Annotated in this window: 21 protein-coding genes and 2 pseudogenes; 16 read left to right on the top strand and 7 right to left on the bottom strand. The window is 34.8% G+C overall.

What is annotated here, in order from left to right; genetic code table 11:
* Positions 1–98 precede the first annotated feature (98 nt).
* Entirely contained in the window at positions 99–989 is an 891-nt protein-coding gene (gene sppA / locus DMB95_RS08275; RefSeq protein WP_142931680.1) for a signal peptide peptidase SppA, read from the bottom strand.
* Entirely contained in the window at positions 977–2,197 is a 1,221-nt protein-coding gene (gene mqnF / locus DMB95_RS08270) for an aminofutalosine deaminase family hydrolase (RefSeq protein WP_142931679.1), read from the bottom strand. The genes sppA and mqnF overlap by 13 nt, the downstream gene beginning before the upstream one ends.
* Positions 2,198–2,292: 95 nt before the next feature.
* Here mqnF and aroQ point away from each other — a divergent pair, with 95 nt between their 5' ends.
* The 14 genes and pseudogenes from aroQ to DMB95_RS08200 all read left to right on the top strand — a co-directional run bounded on the left by aroQ (position 2,293) and on the right by DMB95_RS08200 (position 13,378).
* Positions 2,293–2,757: a type II 3-dehydroquinate dehydratase gene (gene aroQ / locus DMB95_RS08265; RefSeq protein WP_142931678.1), complete on the top strand. Its 465-nt coding sequence runs from the start codon at positions 2,293–2,295 to the stop codon at positions 2,755–2,757.
* 2 nt (positions 2,758–2,759) lie between these two features.
* Positions 2,760–3,281 (top strand): 2-amino-4-hydroxy-6-hydroxymethyldihydropteridine diphosphokinase, encoded by a 522-nt coding sequence (folK, locus tag DMB95_RS08260; protein ID WP_142931677.1) that lies wholly within the window; start codon positions 2,760–2,762, stop codon positions 3,279–3,281.
* The gene (gene flhF / locus DMB95_RS08255; protein WP_142931676.1) at positions 3,250–4,659 is read left to right on the top strand and encodes a flagellar biosynthesis protein FlhF; all 1,410 of its coding nucleotides are present in this window, start codon (positions 3,250–3,252) and stop codon (positions 4,657–4,659) included. The genes folK and flhF overlap by 32 nt, the downstream gene beginning before the upstream one ends.
* Positions 4,652–5,518 carry a flagella biosynthesis ATPase FlhG gene (flhG, locus tag DMB95_RS08250; protein WP_137633400.1) on the top strand — a complete coding sequence of 289 codons (867 nt, stop codon included), beginning with the start codon at positions 4,652–4,654 and terminating at the stop codon, positions 5,516–5,518. The genes flhF and flhG overlap by 8 nt, the downstream gene beginning before the upstream one ends.
* Before the next feature lie 32 nt (positions 5,519–5,550).
* Positions 5,551–5,907, top strand: a complete 357-nt coding sequence (locus DMB95_RS08245; protein ID WP_442861452.1) for a hypothetical protein — start codon at positions 5,551–5,553, stop codon at positions 5,905–5,907.
* Positions 5,885–6,586, top strand: a complete 702-nt coding sequence (locus DMB95_RS08240; RefSeq protein WP_142931675.1) for an RNA polymerase sigma factor FliA — start codon at positions 5,885–5,887, stop codon at positions 6,584–6,586. Before DMB95_RS08245 ends, DMB95_RS08240 begins: the two co-directional genes overlap by 23 nt.
* Complete coding sequence (gene fliM, locus DMB95_RS08235) at positions 6,579–7,664, top strand: flagellar motor switch protein FliM (RefSeq protein WP_137633403.1); 1,086 nt, start codon at positions 6,579–6,581, stop codon at positions 7,662–7,664. The genes DMB95_RS08240 and fliM overlap by 8 nt, the downstream gene beginning before the upstream one ends.
* Complete coding sequence (gene fliY / locus DMB95_RS08230) at positions 7,661–8,500, top strand: flagellar motor switch protein FliY (RefSeq protein WP_142931674.1); 840 nt, start codon at positions 7,661–7,663, stop codon at positions 8,498–8,500. Before fliM ends, fliY begins: the two co-directional genes overlap by 4 nt.
* A gap of 208 nt (positions 8,501–8,708) precedes the next feature.
* A pseudogene (locus DMB95_RS08225) lies at positions 8,709–9,476 on the top strand (glycosyltransferase family 2 protein); the annotation flags it as partial.
* Between the two features lie 233 nt (positions 9,477–9,709).
* Complete coding sequence (gene glmM / locus DMB95_RS08220) at positions 9,710–11,047, top strand: phosphoglucosamine mutase (RefSeq protein ID WP_142931672.1); 1,338 nt, start codon at positions 9,710–9,712, stop codon at positions 11,045–11,047.
* Complete coding sequence (gene lspA, locus DMB95_RS08215; protein ID WP_142931671.1) at positions 11,040–11,525, top strand: signal peptidase II; 486 nt, start codon at positions 11,040–11,042, stop codon at positions 11,523–11,525. Before glmM ends, lspA begins: the two co-directional genes overlap by 8 nt.
* 127 nt (positions 11,526–11,652) lie before the next feature.
* Positions 11,653–12,099 carry a protoporphyrinogen oxidase HemJ gene (gene hemJ / locus DMB95_RS08210; protein WP_142931670.1) on the top strand — a complete coding sequence of 149 codons (447 nt, stop codon included), beginning with the start codon at positions 11,653–11,655 and terminating at the stop codon, positions 12,097–12,099.
* A 22-nt stretch (positions 12,100–12,121) separates the two neighbouring features.
* A complete protein-coding gene (cmeU, locus tag DMB95_RS08205; RefSeq protein WP_137633409.1) occupies positions 12,122–12,376 on the top strand; it encodes a CmeU family protein in 255 nt (84 codons plus the stop codon).
* Between the two features lie 87 nt (positions 12,377–12,463).
* A complete protein-coding gene (locus DMB95_RS08200) occupies positions 12,464–13,378 on the top strand; it encodes a DUF2860 family protein (RefSeq protein WP_142931669.1) in 915 nt (304 codons plus the stop codon).
* Between the two features lie 10 nt (positions 13,379–13,388).
* On the opposite strand, the gene DMB95_RS08195 is transcribed toward DMB95_RS08200, so the two are convergent.
* The 4 genes from DMB95_RS08195 to DMB95_RS08180 form a co-directional block, all read right to left on the bottom strand.
* Entirely contained in the window at positions 13,389–14,873 is a 1,485-nt protein-coding gene (locus DMB95_RS08195) for an efflux transporter outer membrane subunit (RefSeq protein WP_142931668.1), read from the bottom strand.
* A complete protein-coding gene (locus DMB95_RS08190) occupies positions 14,866–18,003 on the bottom strand; it encodes an efflux RND transporter permease subunit (RefSeq protein WP_142931667.1) in 3,138 nt (1,045 codons plus the stop codon). The genes DMB95_RS08195 and DMB95_RS08190 overlap by 8 nt, the downstream gene beginning before the upstream one ends.
* Positions 18,003–19,106, bottom strand: coding sequence for an efflux RND transporter periplasmic adaptor subunit (locus DMB95_RS08185; RefSeq protein ID WP_142931666.1), 1,104 nt, complete (start codon positions 19,104–19,106; stop codon positions 18,003–18,005). The genes DMB95_RS08190 and DMB95_RS08185 overlap by 1 nt, the downstream gene beginning before the upstream one ends.
* A 108-nt stretch (positions 19,107–19,214) precedes the next feature.
* The gene (locus DMB95_RS08180) at positions 19,215–19,820 is read right to left on the bottom strand and encodes a TetR/AcrR family transcriptional regulator (RefSeq protein WP_137633414.1); all 606 of its coding nucleotides are present in this window, start codon (positions 19,818–19,820) and stop codon (positions 19,215–19,217) included.
* Between the two features lie 193 nt (positions 19,821–20,013).
* On the opposite strand from DMB95_RS08180, the pseudogene DMB95_RS08175 reads away from it, so the two are divergent.
* Positions 20,014–20,373 (top strand): annotated as a pseudogene (locus tag DMB95_RS08175) (winged helix-turn-helix domain-containing protein); the annotation flags it as partial.
* A gap of 97 nt (positions 20,374–20,470) precedes the next feature.
* Positions 20,471–22,213: a methyl-accepting chemotaxis protein gene (locus DMB95_RS08170; protein ID WP_272482888.1), complete on the top strand. Its 1,743-nt coding sequence runs from the start codon at positions 20,471–20,473 to the stop codon at positions 22,211–22,213.
* A gap of 101 nt (positions 22,214–22,314) precedes the next feature.
* Here the strand turns inward: DMB95_RS08170 and DMB95_RS08165 are convergent.
* Positions 22,315–23,552, bottom strand: a 1,238-nt coding sequence (locus DMB95_RS08165) for a DUF2972 domain-containing protein (RefSeq protein ID WP_142931664.1), incomplete at its 5' end; no start/stop codon positions are given.

The following is a 23,552-nucleotide window of genomic DNA, read 5'->3' as shown; positions in this document are numbered from 1 at the left end:
TCTTCTTGTTTTGAGTTAGCATAGCTTGCTTATCAACAAGTGTTTTTATTTAAGGCTTTTGAGTAATTTGGGCTATAACAAAATGCCAAAATTAAAGCTTATCTTGCCTCAAGCTGATTTGAGCTTAGCAAGAGGCTGCTTAAAAGCTCTTTGCTAAAACTTAGAGCCTGAGTGTTAAGTTTATTTAAAAGCTTATCTAGTGCGTCTGGTTCTTTCCAGCTTGGATTTTCTACTTTTGCTAGCTCTTCTACTCTTTTTTTGGCTTTTTCAAGATTGCCTAACTCATCGATTAAGCCTAGTTTTGCAGCTTGATCTGATAAAAACACTCTTGCATTTGCCCATTTATCTTTTTCTTCAAGCTTTAAATTTCGCTCTTTGGCTACAAATTCAGTAAAAAGTTCATAACTTTGAGTGATGAGCTCTTGCAAATACGCTTTTTCTTGTCCGCTCCAAGCCCTTGTAAAAGTGCCTGCTTCTTTATATTCGCCAGCCTTTATCACTTGAGGCTTTATGCCAAGCTTGTTTGCAAGTTCGCTTAAATCAGCGCCTTGCATAATAACGCCTATAGAGCCGATAAAAGAAGCAGGATTTGCGATGATCTCATTTGCACTAACTCCAGCTAAATAGCTTCCACTTGCCATAGTTCCGCTTGCATATACCACCACAGGCTTTTTAGCTTGTAAGTCTTTTACTGCTAGAGCCAGTTCCATACTTGGAGCAAAAAGCCCACCCGGACTATCAATGATAAAAAGCACGCCTTTGATACTTTCATCATCTTTAAGTTTATTAAGCGCTTCAAGAGTGGTATTGACATTAATGATTTCACCACTTAACTCGACTTTGGCAAGATTGTTTAAAGAAGTTTTTGAATCGGAGTTTGGCACAAGGATGAGCGCAACGATAAATAAAAACACAAAGGTTTTAAAATAGGTATTTATATATCTTATGCACGCACCAAATGCCTTAAAAATAGACTTTAAAAACTGCATTCTTTTCCTTTAATAAAAATTTTTTCAACCTTTTTTGCATTTAAGACAAACTGCAAAGGAAGTTGTTTCAAATCACATTCTTGCACCTTAAATACGCTGATATCAGCTATCTTACCTGCTTTTAGCTCACCAAGCTCTAAATTTAGGGCTTTAGCTGGTTTTGAAGTCGCCATTAAAAGCAGCTCTTTAGCTAAATCTTGAGGCTTAAAGTCTTGATGGATAAGCAAATTTGCCCTCATTTCATCAAGCATAGATAAAGAGATATTTGAGCTTAGCCCATCAGTGCCAAGATGCACGTTCATACCAGCTTTTAAAGCCTTTTTAAGTGAAAATCTTGCTTTGCTTAGTAAGCGATTTGAAACAGCACAATGCGTGATAAAATGCAAGTTTTTATCAAAATGACTAAAATCTTTTACATACACACAATGTGTAAAAAGCGTTCTTACGCCCTTAAATAGCTCTAAAAAACTTTGAGGGCTAAATTTTGGCTTTGGATTTGGCTCAAAAAAACGCAACCATTTTTCAAAGCCCTTGCCCTTGTGATGAAGCCATTTAAACTCATGATCGCTTTCTAAAAAATGCGTGCTTACAAGTAGGTTGTATTTTTTAGCTAAATCAAGGGCAAATAAAGCTAAATCCTTGTTTAAAGAATAGGGCGAATGCAAAGAAATCGCTGGTATAAAATTCTCATTTTTATGCTCTAAACTTGAGTGAAATCGCTTCAAAAAATCTTGCTTTTTGGCTTCATTTGCGTTTTCATTGACACCTAAAATTTCATTAAAAAATACTACACGCATAGGGCTTTTTACGCAAGCTGTAAGATCGCTTGCAAAGCTTGAAATTTCGCCAATCGTTGCTGTGCCGCTTTCAAGCATAGAACGCATGGTATTTAAGATAAGCTTTTCTTTAGCTTTTTGGCTTAAATTTGAGCGAGCATTAATCACACTTTTAAGCCATACTAAAAAGTCTCCATAATGCAAAGTATAAGCATTTGCGCTAAATTCTAAATGTGTGTGAGGGTTGATAAAAGCAGGTAGGATAAGCGAATTTGGCGGGGTTTGAATGAGCTTTGCTTGAGGGTATTTTAACGCCAGCTTTTCAAATTCACCAAGCTCAATGATCTTTTCATCAAAGCACAAAGCTTTATTTTCAAGGATAGTAAAGGCTTCATCACAAACAAATATATATCTTGCTTTTATCAAAAACATTATTTAACCTTAATTTAAAAGTTAAATTCTAGCAAAAATTTGGTTTTCTTTTGCTATAATATAGACTAAAATTTTATAAATGATGAGGTAAATTTATGAAAATCATGGTGATTCAAGGTCCAAATCTTAATATGCTAGGGCTTCGTGAAACAGCGATTTATGGCGCGATGAAGATGGAAGAAATTCACGAGCAAATGAAAATCGCTGCTTCGCAAAATGGCGTAGAGATAGACTTTTTTCAAAGTAATTTTGAAGGCGAGATCGTCGATAAAATTCAAGAATGCTTAGGTACATTTGACGGCATAGTTTTAAACGCAGGAGCTTACACACATACTTCAGTAGCTATTCGTGATGCGATTTCAGCGGTGGCTTTGCCTGTGATTGAGGTGCATATCTCAAATGTTTATCGCAGAGAGGAATTTCGTCATAAAAGCCTAATCGCTCCTGTTTGTGCTGGTTCTATAGTGGGTTTTGGTGCTTTTGGTTATCATTTGGCTTTAATGGGTGTTTTACAAATTTGTGATCAGCTTGAAAAGCTTAAAGCCGCAAATAATAACTAAAAATGCTTAAGCTAAAGGGTGCAAAAAGTCTGCAAACAAGCGTTTTTTTCCCTTTTAGCTCGAAAGAAAGACTAGGATATGGGAGGTATTTTGCTCTTGTTGGCTTAGGAGCAAATATAAGTGATGAAAAAAAGCGTTTTGATCGTCTTTTTCGCCTTTTGATGAATGATAAAAGGATACGAGTTCTTCAAAGCTCGTCGTTGCTGATTAATAAAGCTTTTGGTTTTGAGGCACAAAAGGATTTTACAAATGCTGTGATGCTGGTGCAAACGCCACTTCACGCAAAGGCTTTGTTAAAAATTTTGTTGTATTATGAGTTTAAATTTAAACGAAAAAGAACTTTTAAAAACGCTCCTCGCACGCTTGATTTGGATTTGTTATATTTTAGCCAAAAAGTAGGAGCTAATGAGCGTTGCGTAGTGCCTCATAAAGGCGTGAAAGAAAGATTAAGCGTAATCTTGCCCTTGGGCGAATTAAACGAAAGGAGAGTTTGTGGGACAACTCATTCATACTTTTACCGTTGAAGATACTGATGAGATCATACCTAAGGTAAAACAAGACTTTGGCGATGAAGCGATGATCGTAACACATAAGCAAATCAAAGCCAAAACTTTAACTCAAAAGCCTTTGTATGAAGTTGTCGTAGCTGTTGATGAAAAAGACTATGAAGAACACCTTAAAAAACTTGGTAAAACGCCAGTTAAAAAAAGCCCAAGCGGAGCAAGCTCAAGCACCAAGCCTGCTGAAGTTAAACAAGAAAAGAATTTCAAACAACCAAAACTAGATGATGATGTGATTTTGGACTTTTCAAATAAAGCAGAATTGATGAAAAATAAAGCTTATACCGCTGCTTATAATGCTCCACAAAATAATAAAAACAAGCTTGAAAGCTTTAAAGAAAGACTTTCTGAGGTTAGCTCTGAAATTTCAAAAGTTGCAAATGTAGATGAGATACTAAAGCCAAGCTTTGATGCAAATTATGATAAAAAAATTCAAAGTTTTGAAAAGCAGATTAATAAACTCAGCGAAAAAGTAAGTCTCATCATCGATATGATGTGGGAAGATAAAGCTCAACTGCATAATAATATCATCATTCCACCTGAGTTTGCAAGCATTTATAAGCAAGCCAAAGAAAGTGGTATGAAAGAAGAGCATGTAGAAGCGATTATGAAAGCAACGGTTGAAAATATGCCAGCTTCGATGAAAACAAATCCAGAAGCCGTTTCAAGGTATTTTTACTCTTTGCTTAGAAATATGCTTCCAGTGCGTGCTGAAAAAGAGATCAAAAAACAAAAGATTATGATGCTTGTAGGACCAACTGGGGTTGGTAAAACGACGACTTTAGCAAAACTTGCTTTTCGTTATGCGTATGGAGATAAACGTTATAAAACAGGCATTATCACGCTTGATACTTATAGGATAGGCGCTGTAGAGCAGCTTTTTCAATATGCAAAGATGATGAAACTACCTATCATTGATAGCATAGAGCCAAAGGATTTAGATGAAGCGATTAAGAGCTTAAATTACTGCGAAGTGATTTTGGTAGATACCATAGGCAATTCACAATACGATCAAAGTAAGCTTGCTAAAACAAAAGAGTTTTTATCACATTCTAATGCTGATATTGATGTAAATTTAGTTATTTCAGCTAATACCAAGCTTGAGGATTTAATGGAAGTGTATAAAAACTTCTCAGAGTCTTTAAATGTCGATACGCTCATCATTACTAAATTTGATGAAACAAAAGTCTTTGGAAATATCTTTTCACTCATTTATGATACCAATATCCCAATGAGCTTTTTTTCGATAGGACAAGAAGTGCCTGATGATTTAGAGCCTGCAAGTGGGGAGTTTTTGGTAAAATGTGTTTTAGAAGGTTTTAAAAGGAAAAGCGATGAATAATCAAGCTGATAAATTAAAAAATTTGATGAATGAAAACAAATCCCAAAAGCACAAAGGCACGCATTTTATAGCTATAACAAGTGGTAAGGGTGGAGTTGGAAAAAGCACAATCAGTGCAAATTTGGCTAATGTCTTGAGTAAAAATGGCTATAAAGTAGGACTTTTTGATGCTGATATAGGTTTGGCGAATTTAGATGTGATTTTAAATGTTAGAGTAAGTAAAAATCTTCTTCATGTATTAAGAGGTGAATGCTCGCTTGAGGATATACTCATAGAAGTAAAACCAAATTTATGGCTTATACCGGGTGAAAGTGGCGATGAAATTTTAAAATACAATGATAAAAATATCTATGAAAGATTTTTAAATCAAGCTAGCATTTTAGATAGTCTTGACTTTCTTATCATCGATACGGGTGCTGGTATAGGTGGGACTATACAGCATTTTTTAGAAATGGCTGATGAAGTTATAGTCGTAACCGTGCCTGATCCAGCTGCTATCACAGATGCATACGCGACGATAAAAGCCACTTCAAAAACCAAAGAAAATTTACTCATGCTTTTTAATTCTGTCAAAAACGAAAATGAGGCTTTAAGGGTGTTTGAAAATATCAAAAAAGTAGCGGATTTAAATATCAAAAATCCTCTTAATTTAGAATTTATAGGCTCTTTAAATGCAAGTAAAGATGTGAGTAATAGCATTAAAAAAAGAACGCTTTTTACTGATGAAAATTCACTAGCTAGTGATGAGTTTAAAGCCCTAGCTTCTAAGCTTTTGTATAGGTTGGAACAAAAAGTGCTTGATAACACGCAAAATAGAAGTTTTTCAAATTTCTTTAAGAGGATAATTGAAAGATTTTGAGCTAAGATTGAAGGAAGACAATTATGAGACCAATGCCTGAGAATTTCGTAGCCTTTTTTACCGTTTGTGGATTTTTTATAGGGCTTGCTTTTAGTGTAGTGAGTATTGAAGGGGCTTTTGAGATTGTTATCTTTACTTGTTTGATTACTTTTGCTTTTTATGTGCTTGTGCATATTTCTATTATGAATTTTATCGATGTTACAAAAATAGGCGGCAGGGTTTTTAACAAAGCTCAATACGAAGAGACAAGCAATACTATCATCAACGATCTTGCCATTCGTGAAAAGAAAATGGAACACTTGCTTGAAAAGCTTAATGAAGAACGTGTAGAGCTTAAGAAAAACGAAGCCAAAGAAAGACGCAAGAATGCTAAAAAACGCCCAGCCTAATCCTTATGCTGCTTTGCTGAAAAAAGAGCAAGATGAGCTTGTCGTAGCGTATATGCCAGCTCTTCGTGCTATGGCGTTTCGTCTTAAAGAACGTTTGCCAAGCAGTATTGATGTGAATGATCTTATTAGCATAGGCGTTGAAGAGATGATTAAGCTTTCGCGTCGCTATGACAAAGATCAAAACGACAGCTTTTGGGGCTATGTTAAAAAACGTGTGAATGGGGCTATGCTTGATTATCTAAGAAGTCTTGATGTGATGAGTCGTAATAACCGCAAGATTATTAAGGAAATGGATGCATTAATCGATGAGTATTATCAAGAACACGAAGAAGAGCCAGATGATGCATATCTTGCAAAGAAACTTGATCTTGATCTAGAAAGGATAAAAGACGCAAGAGCAGCCCATGCGATCAGTTATGTTTTGCCTCTTGATGAGCAGATAAATTGTTATAGTGAAGATGATACTCTTGAAAAGATAGAAAAAGATGTTTTACTTGAAAAGATTAGCGAAATTTTAGAAGGCTTAAAGGAAAGAGAGCAACTTATCATTCAGCTTTATTACTATGAAGAGTTAAATTTAAAAGAGATTAGCGAGGTTTTGCAAATCAGCGAAAGTAGAATTTCTCAAATTCATAAAAAACTTCTAAAAAAGCTTAGAGAAAGGCTAGGAAATGGCTGAGATATTATCCCAAGAAGAAATTGATGCCCTGCTTGAAGTCGTTGATGATAGCGATTCAAGCATAGGCACTCATAGTGGGAGCGAAAAAGATGAGCGAAACATTGTCGTTTATGATTTTAAACGTCCAAACAGAGTCTCAAAAGAACAGCTTCGTTCCATAAAAGGCATACACGATAAGCTTGCAAGAAATCTTGCTTCTCAAATTTCATCGATGATGAGAAGTATAGTTGAGATCAAGCTTCACTCAGTCGATCAAATGACTTATGGTGAGTTTTTAATGTCCTTGCCAAGCCCAACAAGCTTTAATGTTTTTTCCATAAAGCCACTTGATGGAAACTGCGTTTTAGAGATCAATCCAAGCATAGCTTTTCCTATGATAGATAGGCTTTTGGGCGGACAAGGCGATAGTTATGAAACCCAAAGAGAACTTACTGATATAGAGCTTAATTTGCTTGATAGCATTTTGCGTATCATTATGCAAAGGCTTAAAGAAAGCTGGGCAACGGTAACTGAAATTTATCCAAGCGTTGAAGCTAAAGAAAGTAGCCCAAATGTCGTGCAAATCGTAGCACAAAATGAAATCGTTATCATGGTGGTTATGGAGATCATCATTGGAAATTCAAGCGGTATGGTAAATATTTGCTATCCGGTAGTGCATTTAGAAAGTATCTTAAGTCGTTTGGCAAATAGAGATATAATGATGGGTGAAACTTCAGCTAAAAAGTCAAGAAACAAAGAGCTAAAAACGCTCATAGGACGCGCTGAGGTAGTGTATGAGGCGATTTTGGGTAAAACCTTAATCAGCGTTGATGAGTTTTTAGAGCTTAAACAAGGCGATATTTTAAGGCTTGACAGGGAAGCTGATGATAAGGCTATCGTGTCTATAGATAAAAAAGATGTATTTTTAGCACAAATTGGCTTACACCGCTTTAGAAAAAGTATCAAGATCATCGAACTTATCCGCACCGATAAAGACGAGATTAAAGAACTTCTTGAAAAATATGAAGATGAAAGAAGGGCAAAAGCTAGCGTTTATGATGAGAGTGAAGCTACAGAAGAAGAAGAGGAAATACTATGATCAACGATTTTTTAAAATTTTTTACAAACGAAGCAACAAGCACGATTGAGGGGCTTACAGGCAAATCAGCCCAATTTAGCGAGTATCAAGAATTTGATGTTAATGCTCAAGATTCTATGAATCCACCTTTAGTGCGAGCGATTTTTAATGTTAGCACGGGCGGGAAATTCGGCATTTTAGCAAGTGCTGTTTTAATGAGTGCTATTGGCGAATGGATGATGGGCGAGGAAGAAATTTCTAAAAATGATCAGCTTAATTCTGATGAAATGGACGCTGCTAAAGAAGCCATACTTAACATCATCTCAGCTTTTTCAACCACACTTGGCGCACAAAAAGAGCTTACTAAAATGGAATTTGAGCTTGAAAGTTGTGATTTTGTAGCGGATAATTTGGATTTAAAAGACTTTTATAAGTTGTATTTTTTTGATGTTAAAATCGCTGATTTGGACGAAAAGATCGCCTTGATTATGGACGAAAAGCTTTACGCAAGCCTTGATAGAAAAGCCATCATAGAAAGCGTGAGTGAGGGTGCTAACCAAGAAGCGCAAAGCAAACTTGCAAGCGTAGCAGAAGAGCTTAAAAATATCAATCTCATAATGGATGTGCGTTTGCCAATCCGCGTTCGCATAGGCAACAAAAAAATGCTTTTAAAAGATGTTTTAACTATGGATATAGGCTCAGTTGTTGAGCTTAACCAGCTTGCTAATGATCCTTTAGAAATTCTCATCGGCGATAAAAGAGTGGCGTATGGAGAAGTTGTCATTGTAGATGGGAATTTTGGCGTGCAAATCACTGAAATAGGCACAAAAAAAGAAAGACTTGAGCAGCTAAGATAAGAAATTTCTTATCATATTAAAGTTTGTATAGTATGAGAGGTATTGTATTTTAGGCTTGCGTTTATTATAAGGTCAAGAAAATTTGTATAAATTGTTTCATTTTATCCTTGTTTTAGCAAGTTCTTTGTATTGAATTTTTGAAAGAAGATATTTTAAATTTCACAAATTCATTGTATAATCAAACTTCATTTTATCTTAAAAGGTGGATATGGATACGCAAAAAATCAGCGTTTGTATCTTAGTAAAAAATGCTCAAGATACAATTTTAGAATGCTTAAATTCGCTCAGTGAGTTTGGTGAGATTATTTTACTTGACAATGAAAGTAATGATGATACCTTAAACATCGCTAAAAACTTTAATCAAACTTATCAAAAATTACACATTTACAGCAGTAAATTTATAGGCTTTGGCAAGCTTAAAAATTTAGCCCTAAGCTATGCAAAAAACGAGTGGATTTTAAGTATTGACTCTGATGAAGTGCTTGAAAAAGAGGCTTTAGAAGAGCTAAAAGCTCTTGAGCTTACTTCAAATTCCATCATCGCTTTGCCACGCAAAAATCTTTATAGAGGCGAGTGGATCAAGGCTTGTGGCTGGTATCCAGATTTTGTTTGGCGTGTGTTTAACAAAAACTTTACTCGCTTTAATGATAATTTTGTGCATGAAAGCGTGCTAATACCCACAAATTCACAAAAGATCAAATTTAAAAATGGCTTTAAGCATTACGCTTTTAAAGATATGCAAGGCATAATCCATAAAATGAACACCTACACCAGCTATTCAGCCCAAGAAAAATTCAAAAATGGTAAGAAAACAAGCTTTTTCGCGGCATTTTGTCGTTTTCATTTGGTATTTTTTAAAGACTATTTTTTACGATCTGGTTTCAAATACGGCTACAAAGGTTTTATAGTCGCTTTGCTAAATGCTTTAGGAGCATTTTTTCGTTATGCTAAACTCTATGAACTTCAAAAGGATAAATAATAAAAGAAAATTTGCTATCTTTGTTATAAAGAGTCCTTTGCTCACCATTTCATAGCTTGTTTTGGATTTTTTCACAACAATATATATATTGTTTTAGCTTTTGTTTGAAAACCCACAGCTTATTTTAGGCAAATTGCTTTTTACGCCCAAGATTTTATATTTTTGTTTATTCATCTTTTAGGCTAATTTGTTATAATCTTTGTTTTCAAAGCTAAATTTAAGGATAAATGATGAAACTTTTTGGAACTGATGGCGTGCGTGGTAAGGCTGGTGAGTTTTTGGATAGCTTTTTAGCTATGCGACTTGCAATGGCTGCTGGGATTTATTTTAAGGATCAGGCTATAACAAACAATATCCTAGTTGGTAAAGACACACGCCGAAGTGGCTATATGATCGAAAATGCCATAGTTTCAGGACTTACTTCCATAGGCTATAATGTCATTCAAATAGGACCTATGCCAACACCTGCCATTGCTTTTTTAACTGAGGATATGCGTTGTGATGCGGGCATTATGATCTCAGCCTCTCATAATCCTTATTATGATAATGGCATTAAATTCTTTGATACGCATGGTAATAAGCTTAGTGAAGAGGCTGAAAGACAGATCGAAAAGATTTATTTTGATGATAAGCTTATACAAAATGCTAAAAATCAAGACGCTTACATAGGACAAAGCAAGAGGATTGATGATGTTATAGGACGCTATATAGTAAGCATAAAAAATTCTTTTCCAAAGAATTTAACGCTTAAAAACTTAAGAGTGGTGCTTGACGCGGCAAATGGTGCAGCTTATAAAGTCGCTCCTACTATCTTTAAAGAGCTTGGTGCTGAAGTTATAGTGCTTAATGATAAGCCAAATGGACTTAATATCAACGAAAATTGCGGTGCGCTTCACCCTGCAAATTTAGCTTTAGAGGTAAAAAAGTTGCGTGCTGATGTGGGTTTTGCTTTTGATGGGGACGCTGATAGGCTTGTGGTGGTTGATGAAAGGGGCGAGGTGGCAAATGGCGATAGTTTGCTTGGAGTTTTAGCGCTTTTTTTAAAAGAGCAAGGCAAGCTAAACTCAGCTGTAGTTGCTACTATAATGAGTAATGGGGCTTTAAAAGAGTTTTTAAACAAGCATAAAATTGACTTTGCAACTTGTGGGGTTGGCGATAAGCTTGTGCTTGAAAAACTCAAAGAACTTAATGGCAATTTTGGCGGAGAGCAAAGCGGACATATAGTTTTTACTGATTATGCTAAAACCGGAGATGGACTTATTGCTGCACTTCAATTTAGTGCTTTAATGCTCTCAAAAGATAAAAAAGCAAGTGCGATTTTAAATCAAATCAAGCCTTACCCGCAAAAACTTGTCAATCTTAAAATCAGCGAGAAAAAAGACTTAAGCAAGCTTAAAGGCTTAAAAGAGCTTGAAAAAAGCTTGCAGGATAAGGGCTTAAATAGCTTATTTAGATACTCAGGCACAGAAAATCTCATCCGTTTGCTTATAGAAGGCAAAAATGCCAGTGTGCTTGAAAAAGAGATGAAAAATGTAGTGGAGTTTTTTAAGAAAGCCTTGAATGCCTAAGAAAATTTGGCTTTTCACACTCATCTTTATCGCTGTTTTTGCACTTGATCAGCTGAGTAAATTTTTAGCTATTGAGTATCTAGGCATCAATAAAATGCCAAATTTTAACACTGCTTTTAAAAGCGAGTATATGGATTTGGTTTTAGTGTATAATGATGGCGTGGCTTTTTCAATGCTAAGCTTTTTAAAGGGCTACTTAAAATACTTACACCTTTTTTTACTCCTTGTTTTAAGTGGATATTTGCTTTGGCAAAAAAGCTTTTTAAAAGAGCATTTTATAGCCTTTGCGATGATTTTAGCGGCTGGAAGTTCAAATTTACTTGATCGCTTTGTGCATGTGGGTGTGGTAGATATGTTTTTTTGGCACAAATGGTTTGAATTTGCTGTGTTTAATGTCGCTGATGTGATGATTAATATTGGCGTAGCTTTGATTATCATTAAAGAATTATTTTTTAAAGCTAAAAAAGCACAGGCTTAATTTTTCTTATATTGGTATTTTTAAAAGTTTAAATTCCACTTAAAATTTAGCTTTTAACCTTCTTTGTGCTGAATTCATTCTTTTTTTGATATAATGAGGGTTTAAATTTTGATTTTAAGGAAAAATAATGCTTGAATTTATCTCACAACATTATCTTTGGGTGAAGGCTTTGCATTATGCTGGCTTTATCTCGTGGATGGCGGCTTTATTTTATCTACCTCGTTTGTTTGTATATCATAGCGAGCATAAGGATAATGCCGGTTTTCTCAGCGTAGTAAAAGTGCAAGAACGCAAGCTTTTCAAAGGCATAGCTATGCCAGCGATGATTGTTACTTTACTTACAGCTTTTTTAATGCTTGCCGCAAATCCCATTTTGATGAAACAGCCACATATCCATGCTAAACTTACTTTGGCTTTGCTTTTGCTTGTATATCATTTTGATAATTGGCGTTTTTTAAGACAGCTTCAAAATGATCGCTGTCAAAGAAGCGGGCGTTTTTTTCGTGCATACAATGAAATCCCAACGCTTTTTATGCTTGCTATACTAGTGGTGATGATAGTAAGAGTGTTTTAAATTTAAAAAAAAAGGATAACAAATGAACAAAGAACAAATCATCGCTGATTTAAATGAGCTTTTTAAGCAAAGGAAAGAATTTTACGCCTTTTTTGATGCAAAAATTCCAAAAAAAGAAGGTTTAAATATTTTTGATTTTGAAAAATTAGATGATGCAAATTTAAGGGATTTTCACAAGCTTTTTCATCGTTATGATTATGCTATTCGCAAGCTTTTGCCACGAATTTATAAGGCTTATGATATAGATATGGATAAGGATTTAAGCAAAGATTTTTAGCTCGCTTTAAGGTAATTTGAATTACAATTCAAAGCATTTTTTGTGAAAAATGCAAAAATACGAATTTAAACGACTAAGGATACAACCTTGAAAAAAATCACAAGCTGTATTTTTCTTGCGAGTGCTTTTTTGTATGCAAATGAAAATTTCAGCGCCAATCTCTCAATAGGCACAGGTATAAGGTCTATTCAAAGCAGGTTATCAACTTGGGCAGATCAAAGTTTTTTAGCTTCATATAGTGACAAACACAAAGATACAAAAGCGGCATTTTTTGTCAATGCTGAGCTTGCGTATAAGAATTTCTTAAGCGATGATAAGGTTTATCTCAAAAGCTTTAGTGGTAGGGATTTAAGCGGAATTTCTTTGGGCTATGAGCTGAGTTATCTTAATGATTATAAAACAAGTTTTGAGTTTTTAAGCTCTTTGCGTGAAAAAGCATATGCAAATCCTTACTTGCTTTCTTATAGAGATGAAATTAATGTTCAAAGACTTGGTTTTAAGCTTTCTCAAAATTATAAATTTAACGAACAATCAAATGCCTCGCTAAGCTACATATTTGCAAACAATGACTTTAAAAACGATGCGGTAAGCTTAAAAAGCTTAAAGCGAAGCGGCAATTTTCATCAATTTGAGTTTGCTTATAATTACAGCCTTTTAAGTGTAAATTTGCATTATGATTATAATGACGCTGAGGGTAGGGCTACGGCGTTTCAAAGATATGGCTTTAATTTGCAAGCTAAAATTCCTTTATCTCAAAGCTATATTTTTACTCCAAGCTTTGGTTATTCTTATCTTAAGGCTTTAAAACACAATGTGATTTTTAATGAGACGCAAAAAGCACACAATATAAAAGCAAATTTCAATCTTGTAAAATTAGGAATTTTAAGCTATAAAAAAGCTTATGCTTTTGCAAATTATGGCTTTGAGCTAAGAGACAATAATATCAACTTTTATGATGAGCAATTTCAGTTTTTACTTCTTGGCTTAGGGTATAGATTTTAGAGAGTAAAATTTACTCTCTAAAAGACATATCAAGTTTTGTCGCACTATCTTCAAGGTTGCGTTCGTAATTATCTGTGGCATTAAAACCTCCACCAAAGGCTTTTATCACATCAACAACAGAGCTTAAAAGCGTATAAACAGAGTTTTCATAGCTTAATTTGGCATTAAGATAATTACTTCTAGCACTCAAAAGATCGTTGAGCGAAATACTGCCATTATCATAGCGAATTTGAGAAAGTTCAAAGATTTTTTCTTGAGAAGAAAGCAAATCAGCATAATTTTTCTCATTCATAAAAGCACTTTGTCTTTCAACAAGAGCTGTTCTTACCTCTCCAAAAGCTGTTTTTAAAGTGCTTTCGTAGTTTAAAAAAGCTTCATCTTTAGAAAGCTTAGCTAAATTTACATTTGCATTAATCTCACCCCAATGGAAAATCGGCATCAAAGCACTTGCCCCACCATTCCAAGTTACACTAGGATTTTCGACAAGGTTGTTAAGCTGTGTGCTTTGAAATCCTAAAAGTCCGGTTAAAGAAATGTTTGGCAAAAATGCTGTTCTTGCAACGCCTACAAGATAGTTTCTTTGCTCAAGTCTGGCTAAAGCTGCTTGAATATCTGGTCTTTGCAGCAAAATTTCGCTACTTATGCCTTGAGGAAGCTCAACTTTGAAATTTTCGATTTTATTTTGCGTTGAAGTTGCGTATAAAATATCATCAAGATTTGCTGAAACAAGTATCATTAAAGCTTTGTCATTATTATCTTTGTTTGCTTTGGCACTGACAAGTTGAGCCCTTGCGCTTTCAAGCTGGGCTTTAAAGCTTAAAAGCTCATATTCACCGATAGCTCCGACTTTAAATTGCTCATTTCTTAGCTCATAACTTGTTGTGTAATCTTGCACGCCTTCTTCTAAAATCTGCACCTGATTTGTCAAATTTATAGCGTTAAAATAAAGCTTAACAACATTTGAAACAAGGCTAAGTCTTGCTGTTTCAAAATCATATGCTGAAGCTTCATAAGCTTTACTTGCTGCAAAATACCCATCTCTGTATTTGCCCCACAAATCAAGTTCATAGCTTAAATTTAAGCCCATATTAAAGTTATTTCCAGTCTGTCTTGCACCAAAAGAATTCGCATTTTTACCTGTGCTTGAACGCGTTACACCAGCACTTGCGTCAAGTTTTGGAAACAAATCGCTTCTATCAATACCTAAAGTTTGCGCCGCTTGTTCAAAGCGAAGAAAAGAAATTCTTAAGTCTGTGTTATTTGCAAGGGCTTTTTCGACAAGTTCATTAAGTTTAACATCGTTAAAAAGTCTCCACCATTGCTTATCAAAACGCACTTGATTGTTTGCGTTTTGGCTACATTTTAACCCTTGATCTTCCATACATTCAAGCATATTTGCACTTGCATTAAAACGAGCTTGAGGAGCTTCATAAAAAGGCTTTAAAGAACAACCCGCCAGCACAAGGCAAGTTGCAAGAGATATAAAATTACGCATGAGTTTTTCCTCTCTTTCTATCAAGCCAAACATTAAAGCTTTCAAGCAAGTAAAAGAACAAAGGCACAAATAAAAGTGCTAGTGTTGAAGCAGCGATCATTCCGCCTAAAAGTCCTGTGCCTAGTGAATGTCTGCTCGCACTTCCAGCTCCTGAAGCAAGAGCCAAAGGCAAAATTCCTAAACAAAATGCAAGAGAAGTCATACAAATTGGGCGAAATCTCAGTTTTGCTGCCTCAACCGCAGAGTCAAATATACTTTTACCTTGTTTAAGGTGTGTTTCCATAGCAAATTCAACGATTAAGATCGCATTTTTTGCTGAAAGCCCTATGAGGAGCAAAAGTCCGGTTTGAAAATATATGTCATTGCTTACAGCCGGATTTACAAAGCCTCTAAGCCACACAAAAAGCAAGGAGCCAAATACAGCAAATGGCACAGCCGTAACAACAGCTAGAGGCATAAGCCATCTTTCATACTGAGCAGCAAGGATTAAGAACACAAATATAAGCCCAAAACTCATAGAAACAAGTCCAGAATTTGAACTGCTTACTTCTTGATATGCCGAACCACTCCAAGCTATGGTATAATCATCACCTAAAGTTTGAGCTGCTACCTCGCTGATAGCTTGTATAGCTTGTCCTGAGGTAAAGCCGGGTGCTGGATCGCCTTGCACTTGTGCGGCTGGGAAGAGGTTAAAACGTTTAACATCATCAGGTCCTATACTTCTTTGAAGTGTAAGCACAGAGTCTAAAGATATCATTGCTCCGGTTGAAGAACGCACAAAGATATTTTTAAGTGCTTCTTGAGTATTTCTAAAATCCCCTAAAGCCCTAACATTGACTTGAAAAGTTTTACCAAGCATAGAAAAATCATTGACATAATAGCTTCCAACCGTTGCTGCAAGTGTGCCAAAAACATCACTCATAGTAAGATTGTAGAATTTAAGCTTATCTCTATCAATCTCGGCTTTAAACTGCGGAAAGTTTGTATCAAGTGTAGTTCGCACATTTTGCAAATCCGGTCTTTTTCGAGCCTCTGCAACAAGCATATTCACATCTTTTTGAATTTCTTCATAGCTTTTTCCGCTTCTGTTTTGCACATACATATCAAAGCCACCTGTTAAGCTTAGTCCTTGAATAGGTGGTGGATTGACAAAGAAAGTTTGTCCAACTGGATTCATAAAGTATTTTTGATTATAATAGCCTGAAAGCTGTGCTGAGGTAATATCTCTTTCACTCCAATCCTTCATAATCACAAAGGACACGCCAGCATTTTCTTTCAAAGAGCTTGTGAAAAGATCAAAACCGATCATAGACATATTACTTTGAATATCAGAGTTTGCATTAAAATCTTTACTTAAATCATCAATATAATCAACCGTTCTATGTAAAGCTGAAGCAGGTGGTAAATTTGTAATGGCGATCATAATGCCTTGATCTTCAGCAGGCACTAGTGATTTTGGCACGATACTATATAGTCCAAGAGTAAGCAAAATCATTCCCACAAAAAGTGCCACAAAAAGCCATGCTTTTTTGAGTATAAATGCTACACAAGCAGTAAAAATTCGTGTCGAATAGTCAAAAAAGTCATTGAATTTTTGCACTATCTTGAAAGGCTCGCCCATATTGCGTTTTAAAAATAAAGCACACATTGAAGGTGTAAGCGTTAAAGCTACAAAGCCAGAAATTGCTACTGAGATGGCTAAAGTAAGGGCAAATTGTCTTTGAATTTGTCCGGTAAAACCGCCCATAAAAGAAACCGGGATAAACACCGCACAAAGCACCAAAACGATAGAAATAACCGGAGAAGTAATCTCTTTCATAGATTCAATGGCAGCATCTTTTATACTGATATCTTTATCTTCATGTATGATTCTGTCGATATTTTCAACCACGATAATAGCATCATCAACCACTATACCAATAGCCAAGATCAGAGCAAAAAGTGTGAGTAAATTTATAGAAAAGCCCAACACATAAAGTCCAGCAAAGGTTCCAAGCAAAGAAACTGGAATGGCAACCATAGGGATAAAGGTTGATCTGAAATTCTTAAGGAATAAATACATGATCAAAATAACCAAAATAAAAGCTTCGACAAAGGTTTTGCTCACCTCATAGATAGAAGCATTCACAAAGGTTGTTGTATCATAAGGAACGCTGTATTGTAAGCCTTGAGGAAAACTTTTAGAAAGCTCTTCCATTTTAGCTGCGACGAGTTTGGCTGTTTCTACAGCATTTGCTCCAGATTGTAGGTTAATCATAATAGGCACAGCATCATTACCATTTAAACGCCCTTGAGAAGAGTATTGCTGAGAGCCTATCTCAACATCAGCGACATCTTTAATACGGATAAAAGAGCCGTCTTCATTTGCTCTTAAGGTGATATTTTCAAATTCAGCTGGTGTTTTAAGCCTTCCTTGCATAGTGATAGAATACACAAAAGGCGATTTTTCAGCAACCGGCTCTTCGCCTATCTTACCAGTAGCGTATTGTTCGTTTTGATCGTTTATCGCCGCGATAACTTCTGTGGCTGTTATACCAAATTTATTCAACAAATCCGGTTTGAGCCAAATACGCATTGAATAGTTTTTATTCCCAATAGCCGTAGCATCGCCCACGCCTTTAACTCTTTTTATATCATCTAAGACATTTACGATGATATAATTATAAATTTCAGTTGCATCCATCGAGCCATCGTTTGAGTTTATCGTAATAACTTCAAGCATAGATGATGAAGCTTTTCTTACAGTTACACCCAAACGACGCACGCTTTCAGGAAGCTTTGCAGTAGCAGCTGAAATTCTGTTATTTACATCAATGGTTGCTTGATCAGGATCAGTGCCTATTTCAAAATACGCTGTTAGTCTCATAGTGCCAGCTGATGATGAGGTTGATTCTACATAGATCATATTTTCAACCCCATTGATCGCATCTTCTATAGGCGTAGCGATAACTTCAGCTATGGTTTTAGCGTCCGCTCCTGTATAAGTCGCACTTACACTAACGGTTGGCGGAGTAAGGCTTGGGTATTGCTCTATAGGCAAAAAATACATACTCACAGCTCCAGCTAATGAGATGATAATCGCCACAACTGAAGCAAATACAGGTCGTTCGATAAAGAATTTAGAAAACATTATCTACTCCCAGCTTCTTGCACGCTTGAGCCTACTGAAATTTTCTTGAAATTATCCAAGATGATTTTATCGCCGTCTTTTAAGCCACTTGAAGCGATAACGAATTGATTATCTTGATAGGCTATTTGTATAGGTATTTTTTTCACTTTTGCATTATCTATCGTATAAACAAAGGCTTCTCTTTGATCTTGCATAACGGCAATTTGTGGAATTTTATATGCCTTTTTTTGTAAAAAGCCATTCATAGAAATGGTTGTGATAGTGCCGGGTATGAGTTTGCTTTCGTTATTGTCAAAGATCGCTTTTGCTTTGACATTTGCACTGCTATTTTCAATCACCGAAGAGATAAAATACACCTTACCTTTGAAATTCTGTCCTAATATAGTGATATTTGCTTCTGGGCTTGCAAATTCAAGAGTGTTATCACTTAAGCCTTGATCAAGCTTCATTTTGTCTTTATCTGAGATATAAAAATCAGCATAGATTGGATTTAAATTTGTAATCCTTACAAGCTCGCTTGCGGTGGCATTAACATACTCACCAACATTGACTAAAGCATCACCTACCACACCATCAAATGGGGCTGAAACACTAGAATAATTCAGATCAATTTGAGCGCTTTTATAACTTGCAGCAGCAGCTTCTAAATTCGCCGTTGCACTTCTAAAAGCAGCCAAAGAAGTATCGTATTCTTTTTTAGAAATAGCTTGCTTGGCGATTAAAGCTTCGTTTCTTTCATGTTCTTGTTGGGCATTATAAAAATTTGCTCTAGCAACGAGCCATTCGCCTTTAGCGATCTCATTGGCTGCTTGATATTTGTCTTGTTCGATGATAAAAAGCACTTGATCTTTTTTAACTCTATCACCAGCCTTAAACAGCTTTTGAGTGATCGCACCGCTTACTTTTGGTTTAAGCACTACATCTTCTTCACTTACAAGCTTGGCTGGATAAGAATAACTTGTGCTTATATCTTCTCCTAAGGCAAGCATAGTTTGCACAGGCATAGCAGGCATACCTTGTTGCTGTGGCTTTTCACCACTACAACCCAGCCAAAATAAAGCCAAACCTAAAGCTAGAAATACTCGTATTGTAGTAATTTGCATGTATTTTCCTTTATCAAATCAGTTTTTGTAAATTTTATTTTTGTGTAATTTTTATTACAAAATAGCAAATTAAAATTATAAACAAATTTTGGTAAATGAGGTTAAATATTATACGAGTTTTTTTAAGAAAAAATCCACACAAAATTCAATATGTTTTTGTTGTTCTTGCTCGCTCATAGTCGTGTTGCCAAATACACAACTTTCAAATGGTGCTTTAATCAAGGTGCAAAAAAGCGTGCCAAGTTGCTCAGCATTTTCTTTAAGATAAGGATTTTTTTCTCTTTTAAAACGTTTGATGACTATGGTATCAGCAAAAAAGTCTTGATTGACTTTAAACCACTCTTTCATCATACCTTGAAGATTATAAATTTGAGAATGGATAATCCTTGCTAATGCTATAGTCGTATAATCATTAAATTTTTTTAAAAAAATTTGTGAAAAATGAAGTAAAAAATCTCTTAAATCCGTAGCAGTGTCATTTTCTAAATTTTTAAAAAAATCAAAATGCCTTTTAATTTCATCGCTTAAAACTTCCAAAAGCAAGCCTTCTTTGCTCTCAAAATAAGTATAAATGCTCGAAAAAGAACCCCCACTTTTTTTGATAATCTCATTTAAACTTGTATCTTCATAACCTTTTTCTAAAAAGCATTCTAAAGCTACAGCTTTGATTTTATTTTGCCTTGCTATCGCCTTTTGGGTCAGTTTTTTAGCCATTGCTATCCTTTGAAATTTTTATGATAAAAAATTTAAACGTCTTAAGTATAATATAAATTACTACAAATAAAGATAAAAAAACTTAAAAATTATAAAATTTATGAATGATTTGTAAATAAAAGAATTTATAATTTTTATTATGTAAATTGAGTTATAATAAGCACATTTTGCAAAAAGTTGGTTGATGAAGATGAAAGAAAAAAAAGATAAGCTGATCGTAAAAACAAAGACTTGGATAGAAAATGCTGATAATGAGCTTTTGTTTGGTAAGGGTAAAAGCGAACTTTTAGAGTTTATAGAGCAAAGCGGAAGCATACTTAAAGCCTCAAAACTTATGGGGATCAATTACAAAAAAGCATGGACACACCTTCAAGCCTTGCAAAAAAATACAGAAGAAGAACTTGTCATCACCAAACAAGGACGTAGCAAAGAATCAGGCACAAAGCTTACTCCAAGGGCGTTAGAGCTTATGAAAAATTATCAAATTCTTTGTAAAGATATAGAAGAGTTTGCAAACAAACGTTTTGAAGAGCTTTTTAAAAGTAGTAAATAATCTTATTTTCTGCATCATTTTACTTTAAAGTTGGAAGAAATTCATTTTTTTGCTATAATATAAGTGTGAATTTCACAAGTATTGACTAGGAGGATATATGCGTTTTAACATCAAAACTAAAATGGCGATTTTAGGAATGGGTATTTTCATCATCGTTGCAGTAATTTTCGCACAATTTTATTATAATAATTCTAAAGCCGGCGCTTTTCTAACAGAGCAAACTTATGAAGTGTTTAAACACCAAACCGAAGAAAAGGTAAAACTTCTTGATCTTTCTATGGCTCAAGCTATAGGAGATTTGCTTAAAAATGTTTCAAGCGAAGAAGAAAAGATACAAATCATCGCTGATGCGATTGAAAATTTTCGTTATGAAGATGATAAAAGCGGATATTATTTCGTATATCAACGCACCAAAGTTGTAGCTCATCCGGTGCGTAAAGACTTGCTTGGTAAGGATTTAACAGGAGCAAAAGACGCTAATGGCATAGCTTATGTTGATGAGTTATATAAGGCAGCAAAAGCAGGAGGTGGCTTTGTGAAGTTTTATTTTACTAAGCCTTTGCCAGATGGCACAAATGTGATTGCTGAAAAAACAAGCTATTCAGTGATGATACCAAACACTGATGAAATTTGGATTTCAACGGGAATTTATACAGATACCTTGCAAGATGAGGCAAATAAAGAAACAGCTCATATTATCGATTGGCTTGATCATACGTTTTTGATTACCTTTGCTGTTTCTGTAATACTTTTTTTGATACTTGTTCCTTTTGCACTAGGCTTTTACATAAATATCGCTCGTTCTATCGCGACTATTTCTCAAAATTTGAAATCATTTTTTGAATTTATCAACCACAAAATCGATAGTGTTAGCATTAAAATAACTAAAAGTAAAGATGAGTTCCACGATATGTGCAAAATGCTTGAAAGTGATGTTACAAACACCATTCATAACTTAAATGCTGACAAAACAATGGTAACTCAAGTGATGGAAGTAGCAAGGCAGATCGAAGATGGAAACCTAACAACAAGGCTTGATAAAATTCCTTCAAACCCTCAGCTTTCAAAGCTTAAAGATGTTTTAAATACCCTGTTTGATGATTTGCAAGAAAAGATCGGCTCTGATACGAACGAAATCAAACGGGTATTTGAGGCATACAAAAGTTTGGATTTTACAACTGAGATTAAAAATGCTCAAGGAAATATTGAAGTAACTACAAATATCTTAGGCAAAGAGATCAAAAATATGCTTAGCACTTCATCAAATTTCGCACATAATTTGGCTCGCTCATCTGATGAGCTTAAAGAACTTATGCTTAAGCTTGTCGAAGAAAACAAAGCGCAAATGCACTCGCTTGAAGATTCAGCTGCAGCCGTAGAGCAAATCAGCTCATCTATGCATAGTGCAAGCGAAAAAACCGGTGAGGCAAGCTTAAAGGCTGAAGATATTAAAAATATCGTTGTTGTGATCAAAGATATAGCTGAGCAAACCAATCTCTTAGCCCTCAATGCAGCTATTGAAGCTGCAAGAGCTGGCGAACATGGCAGGGGGGGCTTTGCGGTGGTAGCTGATGAGGTGCGAAATTTGGCTGAGAGAACAGGAAAATCCTTAAGTGAAATCGAAGTAAATATCAATATACTCACTCAAAGCATTAATGAAATGTCTGATTCAGTAAAAGAACAAGCCCAAGGACTTGATATCATCAATGATAGCATAGCTTCTTTAAAAACAATGATGCAAGAAAGTCTTGAAGTAGTGAATCAAACCAATGATCTTTCTCAAAAAGTAGATGATATCGCTAATGAAATCATCGTTGATGTGCAAAGAAAGAAATTTTAAAGAAAAAGAGTTAAAAAGCTTGATTTGCAGTTAAATGCTTTGTGTGTTTAGCGCAAATCAAGTATTGATAAATATCGGCATTTTTTCAAAACAAAGAGTGTTTAATTATCCAACTCCTCACACATTTTTTCAAATTCATTATAATACTTCCAAGAAGCGATGATATCAGGGCGAGTTTGTTTTATAAAATCAGCTTCTTTATCTAAAGTTTCTTTCAGTAAAAGTCTTAATTCTTGATCTTTGCTTGCTAAATCAATAATTTTTCTTTCTGTTGTTTTTAAATTTTCATTGGTATAGTCAATAACATTTTTCAAAGCAAGGATAAAGTTTTGAATTTGTTCTTTAAATAAAGCTTTTTCTTTTTTTATGATGGTTATGTTTTCTTCTTTTGTATAGATATGAATCTTTCTTTCAAAAAAATCTTTTTTTAAGCCTAAAAGCTCACTTATCTCAACGCCTCCATCTTTATAAGCACTGATGAGAACTTCTGTATTTTTTATTGTATAACGCAAAGGTAAAATACCATGAAAAAGCTGAATATGTGTAGTATGAGAAAAATCATCTTTGTTTTGAGGCGTATTAAAATCAAATTTTTGAGCAAGATTAGAAAAAGTATCAAAAAGTTTGTTTTCATCAAGTTCTTTAAAGTCAAGAAAAGAAATGTGAGAAAAACCTAATTTTTGGCTATATTCAAATAATGGTGCGTAAGCAAGGGTATTGATACTTAAAGAAATTTTAATGCGTTCTTTTAAATTTTTATTTATATCTATAGGAAAATAAAGTCTATTATCAAGGGCAGATAAATCACTATTTTCATCAAAAGTATAAGCTAAATTTGCCTTAGCCCAAGAATTGTTTAGGCTTGATTTAAGTCTTGATATAGGATCACGCACCACCCATAAAATAGGGCTTGTATGATGAGTGAATGAAAGCATTCTTTGGGCATTTAACAATCCACGAGCAACATTATATAAAGTAATGTTTATGGCTACAGCAGCTTTATTTTCTAGGCTTTGTGTGTAATCATAAATAAAATGCCTTTTTATATCATCAATGACATGATCGTTCATAATATGCACATCGCACTTTTTTAAGCTTCGTATAACAGCAGAATGTGCAGTAAAAGAAGCGGTGATAATTATAAACTTATAGCCTTTTGGCAACCCCAAATTCAACTCCCAAGCAATATCAGCTTCTATATCAGCATAAGATAAGCTTTTATTAACTTTATCCTCATCTTCTACACTCTTTTGTCTTTGTTCTAAATTCTCATTTAAAACATCACAATCAAGCAAAGCAGGATAAGGATGTTTAGTCTCAAGATATTTTTCTTTAAATT

It is taken from the genome of Campylobacter sp. MIT 12-8780, from assembly GCF_006864535.1.
In the GTDB taxonomy this organism is placed as follows: domain Bacteria; phylum Campylobacterota; class Campylobacteria; order Campylobacterales; family Campylobacteraceae; genus Campylobacter_D.
Note: the sequence above shows the minus strand (reverse complement) of the source record. Positions and strands in the feature narration are given on the sequence as shown.

What these genes read in the sequence shown, in the direction of transcription:
- DMB95_RS08185 (WP_142931666.1), bottom strand. Translation starts at nt 19,106, where the DNA reads ATGCAAATTACTACAATACGAGTATTTCTAGCTTTAGGTTTGGCTTTA.
- folK (WP_142931677.1), top strand. Translation starts at nt 2,760, where the DNA reads ATGCTTAAGCTAAAGGGTGCAAAAAGTCTGCAAACAAGCGTTTTTTTC.
- fliY (WP_142931674.1), top strand. Translation starts at nt 7,661, where the DNA reads ATGATCAACGATTTTTTAAAATTTTTTACAAACGAAGCAACAAGCACG.
- fliM (WP_137633403.1), top strand. Translation starts at nt 6,579, where the DNA reads ATGGCTGAGATATTATCCCAAGAAGAAATTGATGCCCTGCTTGAAGTC.
- DMB95_RS08245 (WP_442861452.1), top strand. Translation starts at nt 5,551, where the DNA reads ATGCCTGAGAATTTCGTAGCCTTTTTTACCGTTTGTGGATTTTTTATA.
- lspA (WP_142931671.1), top strand. Translation starts at nt 11,040, where the DNA reads ATGCCTAAGAAAATTTGGCTTTTCACACTCATCTTTATCGCTGTTTTT.
- DMB95_RS08170 (WP_272482888.1), top strand. Translation starts at nt 20,471, where the DNA reads ATGCGTTTTAACATCAAAACTAAAATGGCGATTTTAGGAATGGGTATT.
- glmM (WP_142931672.1), top strand. Translation starts at nt 9,710, where the DNA reads ATGAAACTTTTTGGAACTGATGGCGTGCGTGGTAAGGCTGGTGAGTTT.
- sppA (WP_142931680.1), bottom strand. Translation starts at nt 989, where the DNA reads ATGCAGTTTTTAAAGTCTATTTTTAAGGCATTTGGTGCGTGCATAAGA.
- DMB95_RS08240 (WP_142931675.1), top strand. Translation starts at nt 5,885, where the DNA reads ATGCTAAAAAACGCCCAGCCTAATCCTTATGCTGCTTTGCTGAAAAAA.
- hemJ (WP_142931670.1), top strand. Translation starts at nt 11,653, where the DNA reads ATGCTTGAATTTATCTCACAACATTATCTTTGGGTGAAGGCTTTGCAT.
- DMB95_RS08180 (WP_137633414.1), bottom strand. Translation starts at nt 19,820, where the DNA reads ATGGCTAAAAAACTGACCCAAAAGGCGATAGCAAGGCAAAATAAAATC.
- flhG (WP_137633400.1), top strand. Translation starts at nt 4,652, where the DNA reads ATGAATAATCAAGCTGATAAATTAAAAAATTTGATGAATGAAAACAAA.
- aroQ (WP_142931678.1), top strand. Translation starts at nt 2,293, where the DNA reads ATGAAAATCATGGTGATTCAAGGTCCAAATCTTAATATGCTAGGGCTT.
- mqnF (WP_142931679.1), bottom strand. Translation starts at nt 2,197, where the DNA reads ATGTTTTTGATAAAAGCAAGATATATATTTGTTTGTGATGAAGCCTTT.
- DMB95_RS08190 (WP_142931667.1), bottom strand. Translation starts at nt 18,003, where the DNA reads ATGTTTTCTAAATTCTTTATCGAACGACCTGTATTTGCTTCAGTTGTG.
- cmeU (WP_137633409.1), top strand. Translation starts at nt 12,122, where the DNA reads ATGAACAAAGAACAAATCATCGCTGATTTAAATGAGCTTTTTAAGCAA.
- DMB95_RS08195 (WP_142931668.1), bottom strand. Translation starts at nt 14,873, where the DNA reads ATGCGTAATTTTATATCTCTTGCAACTTGCCTTGTGCTGGCGGGTTGT.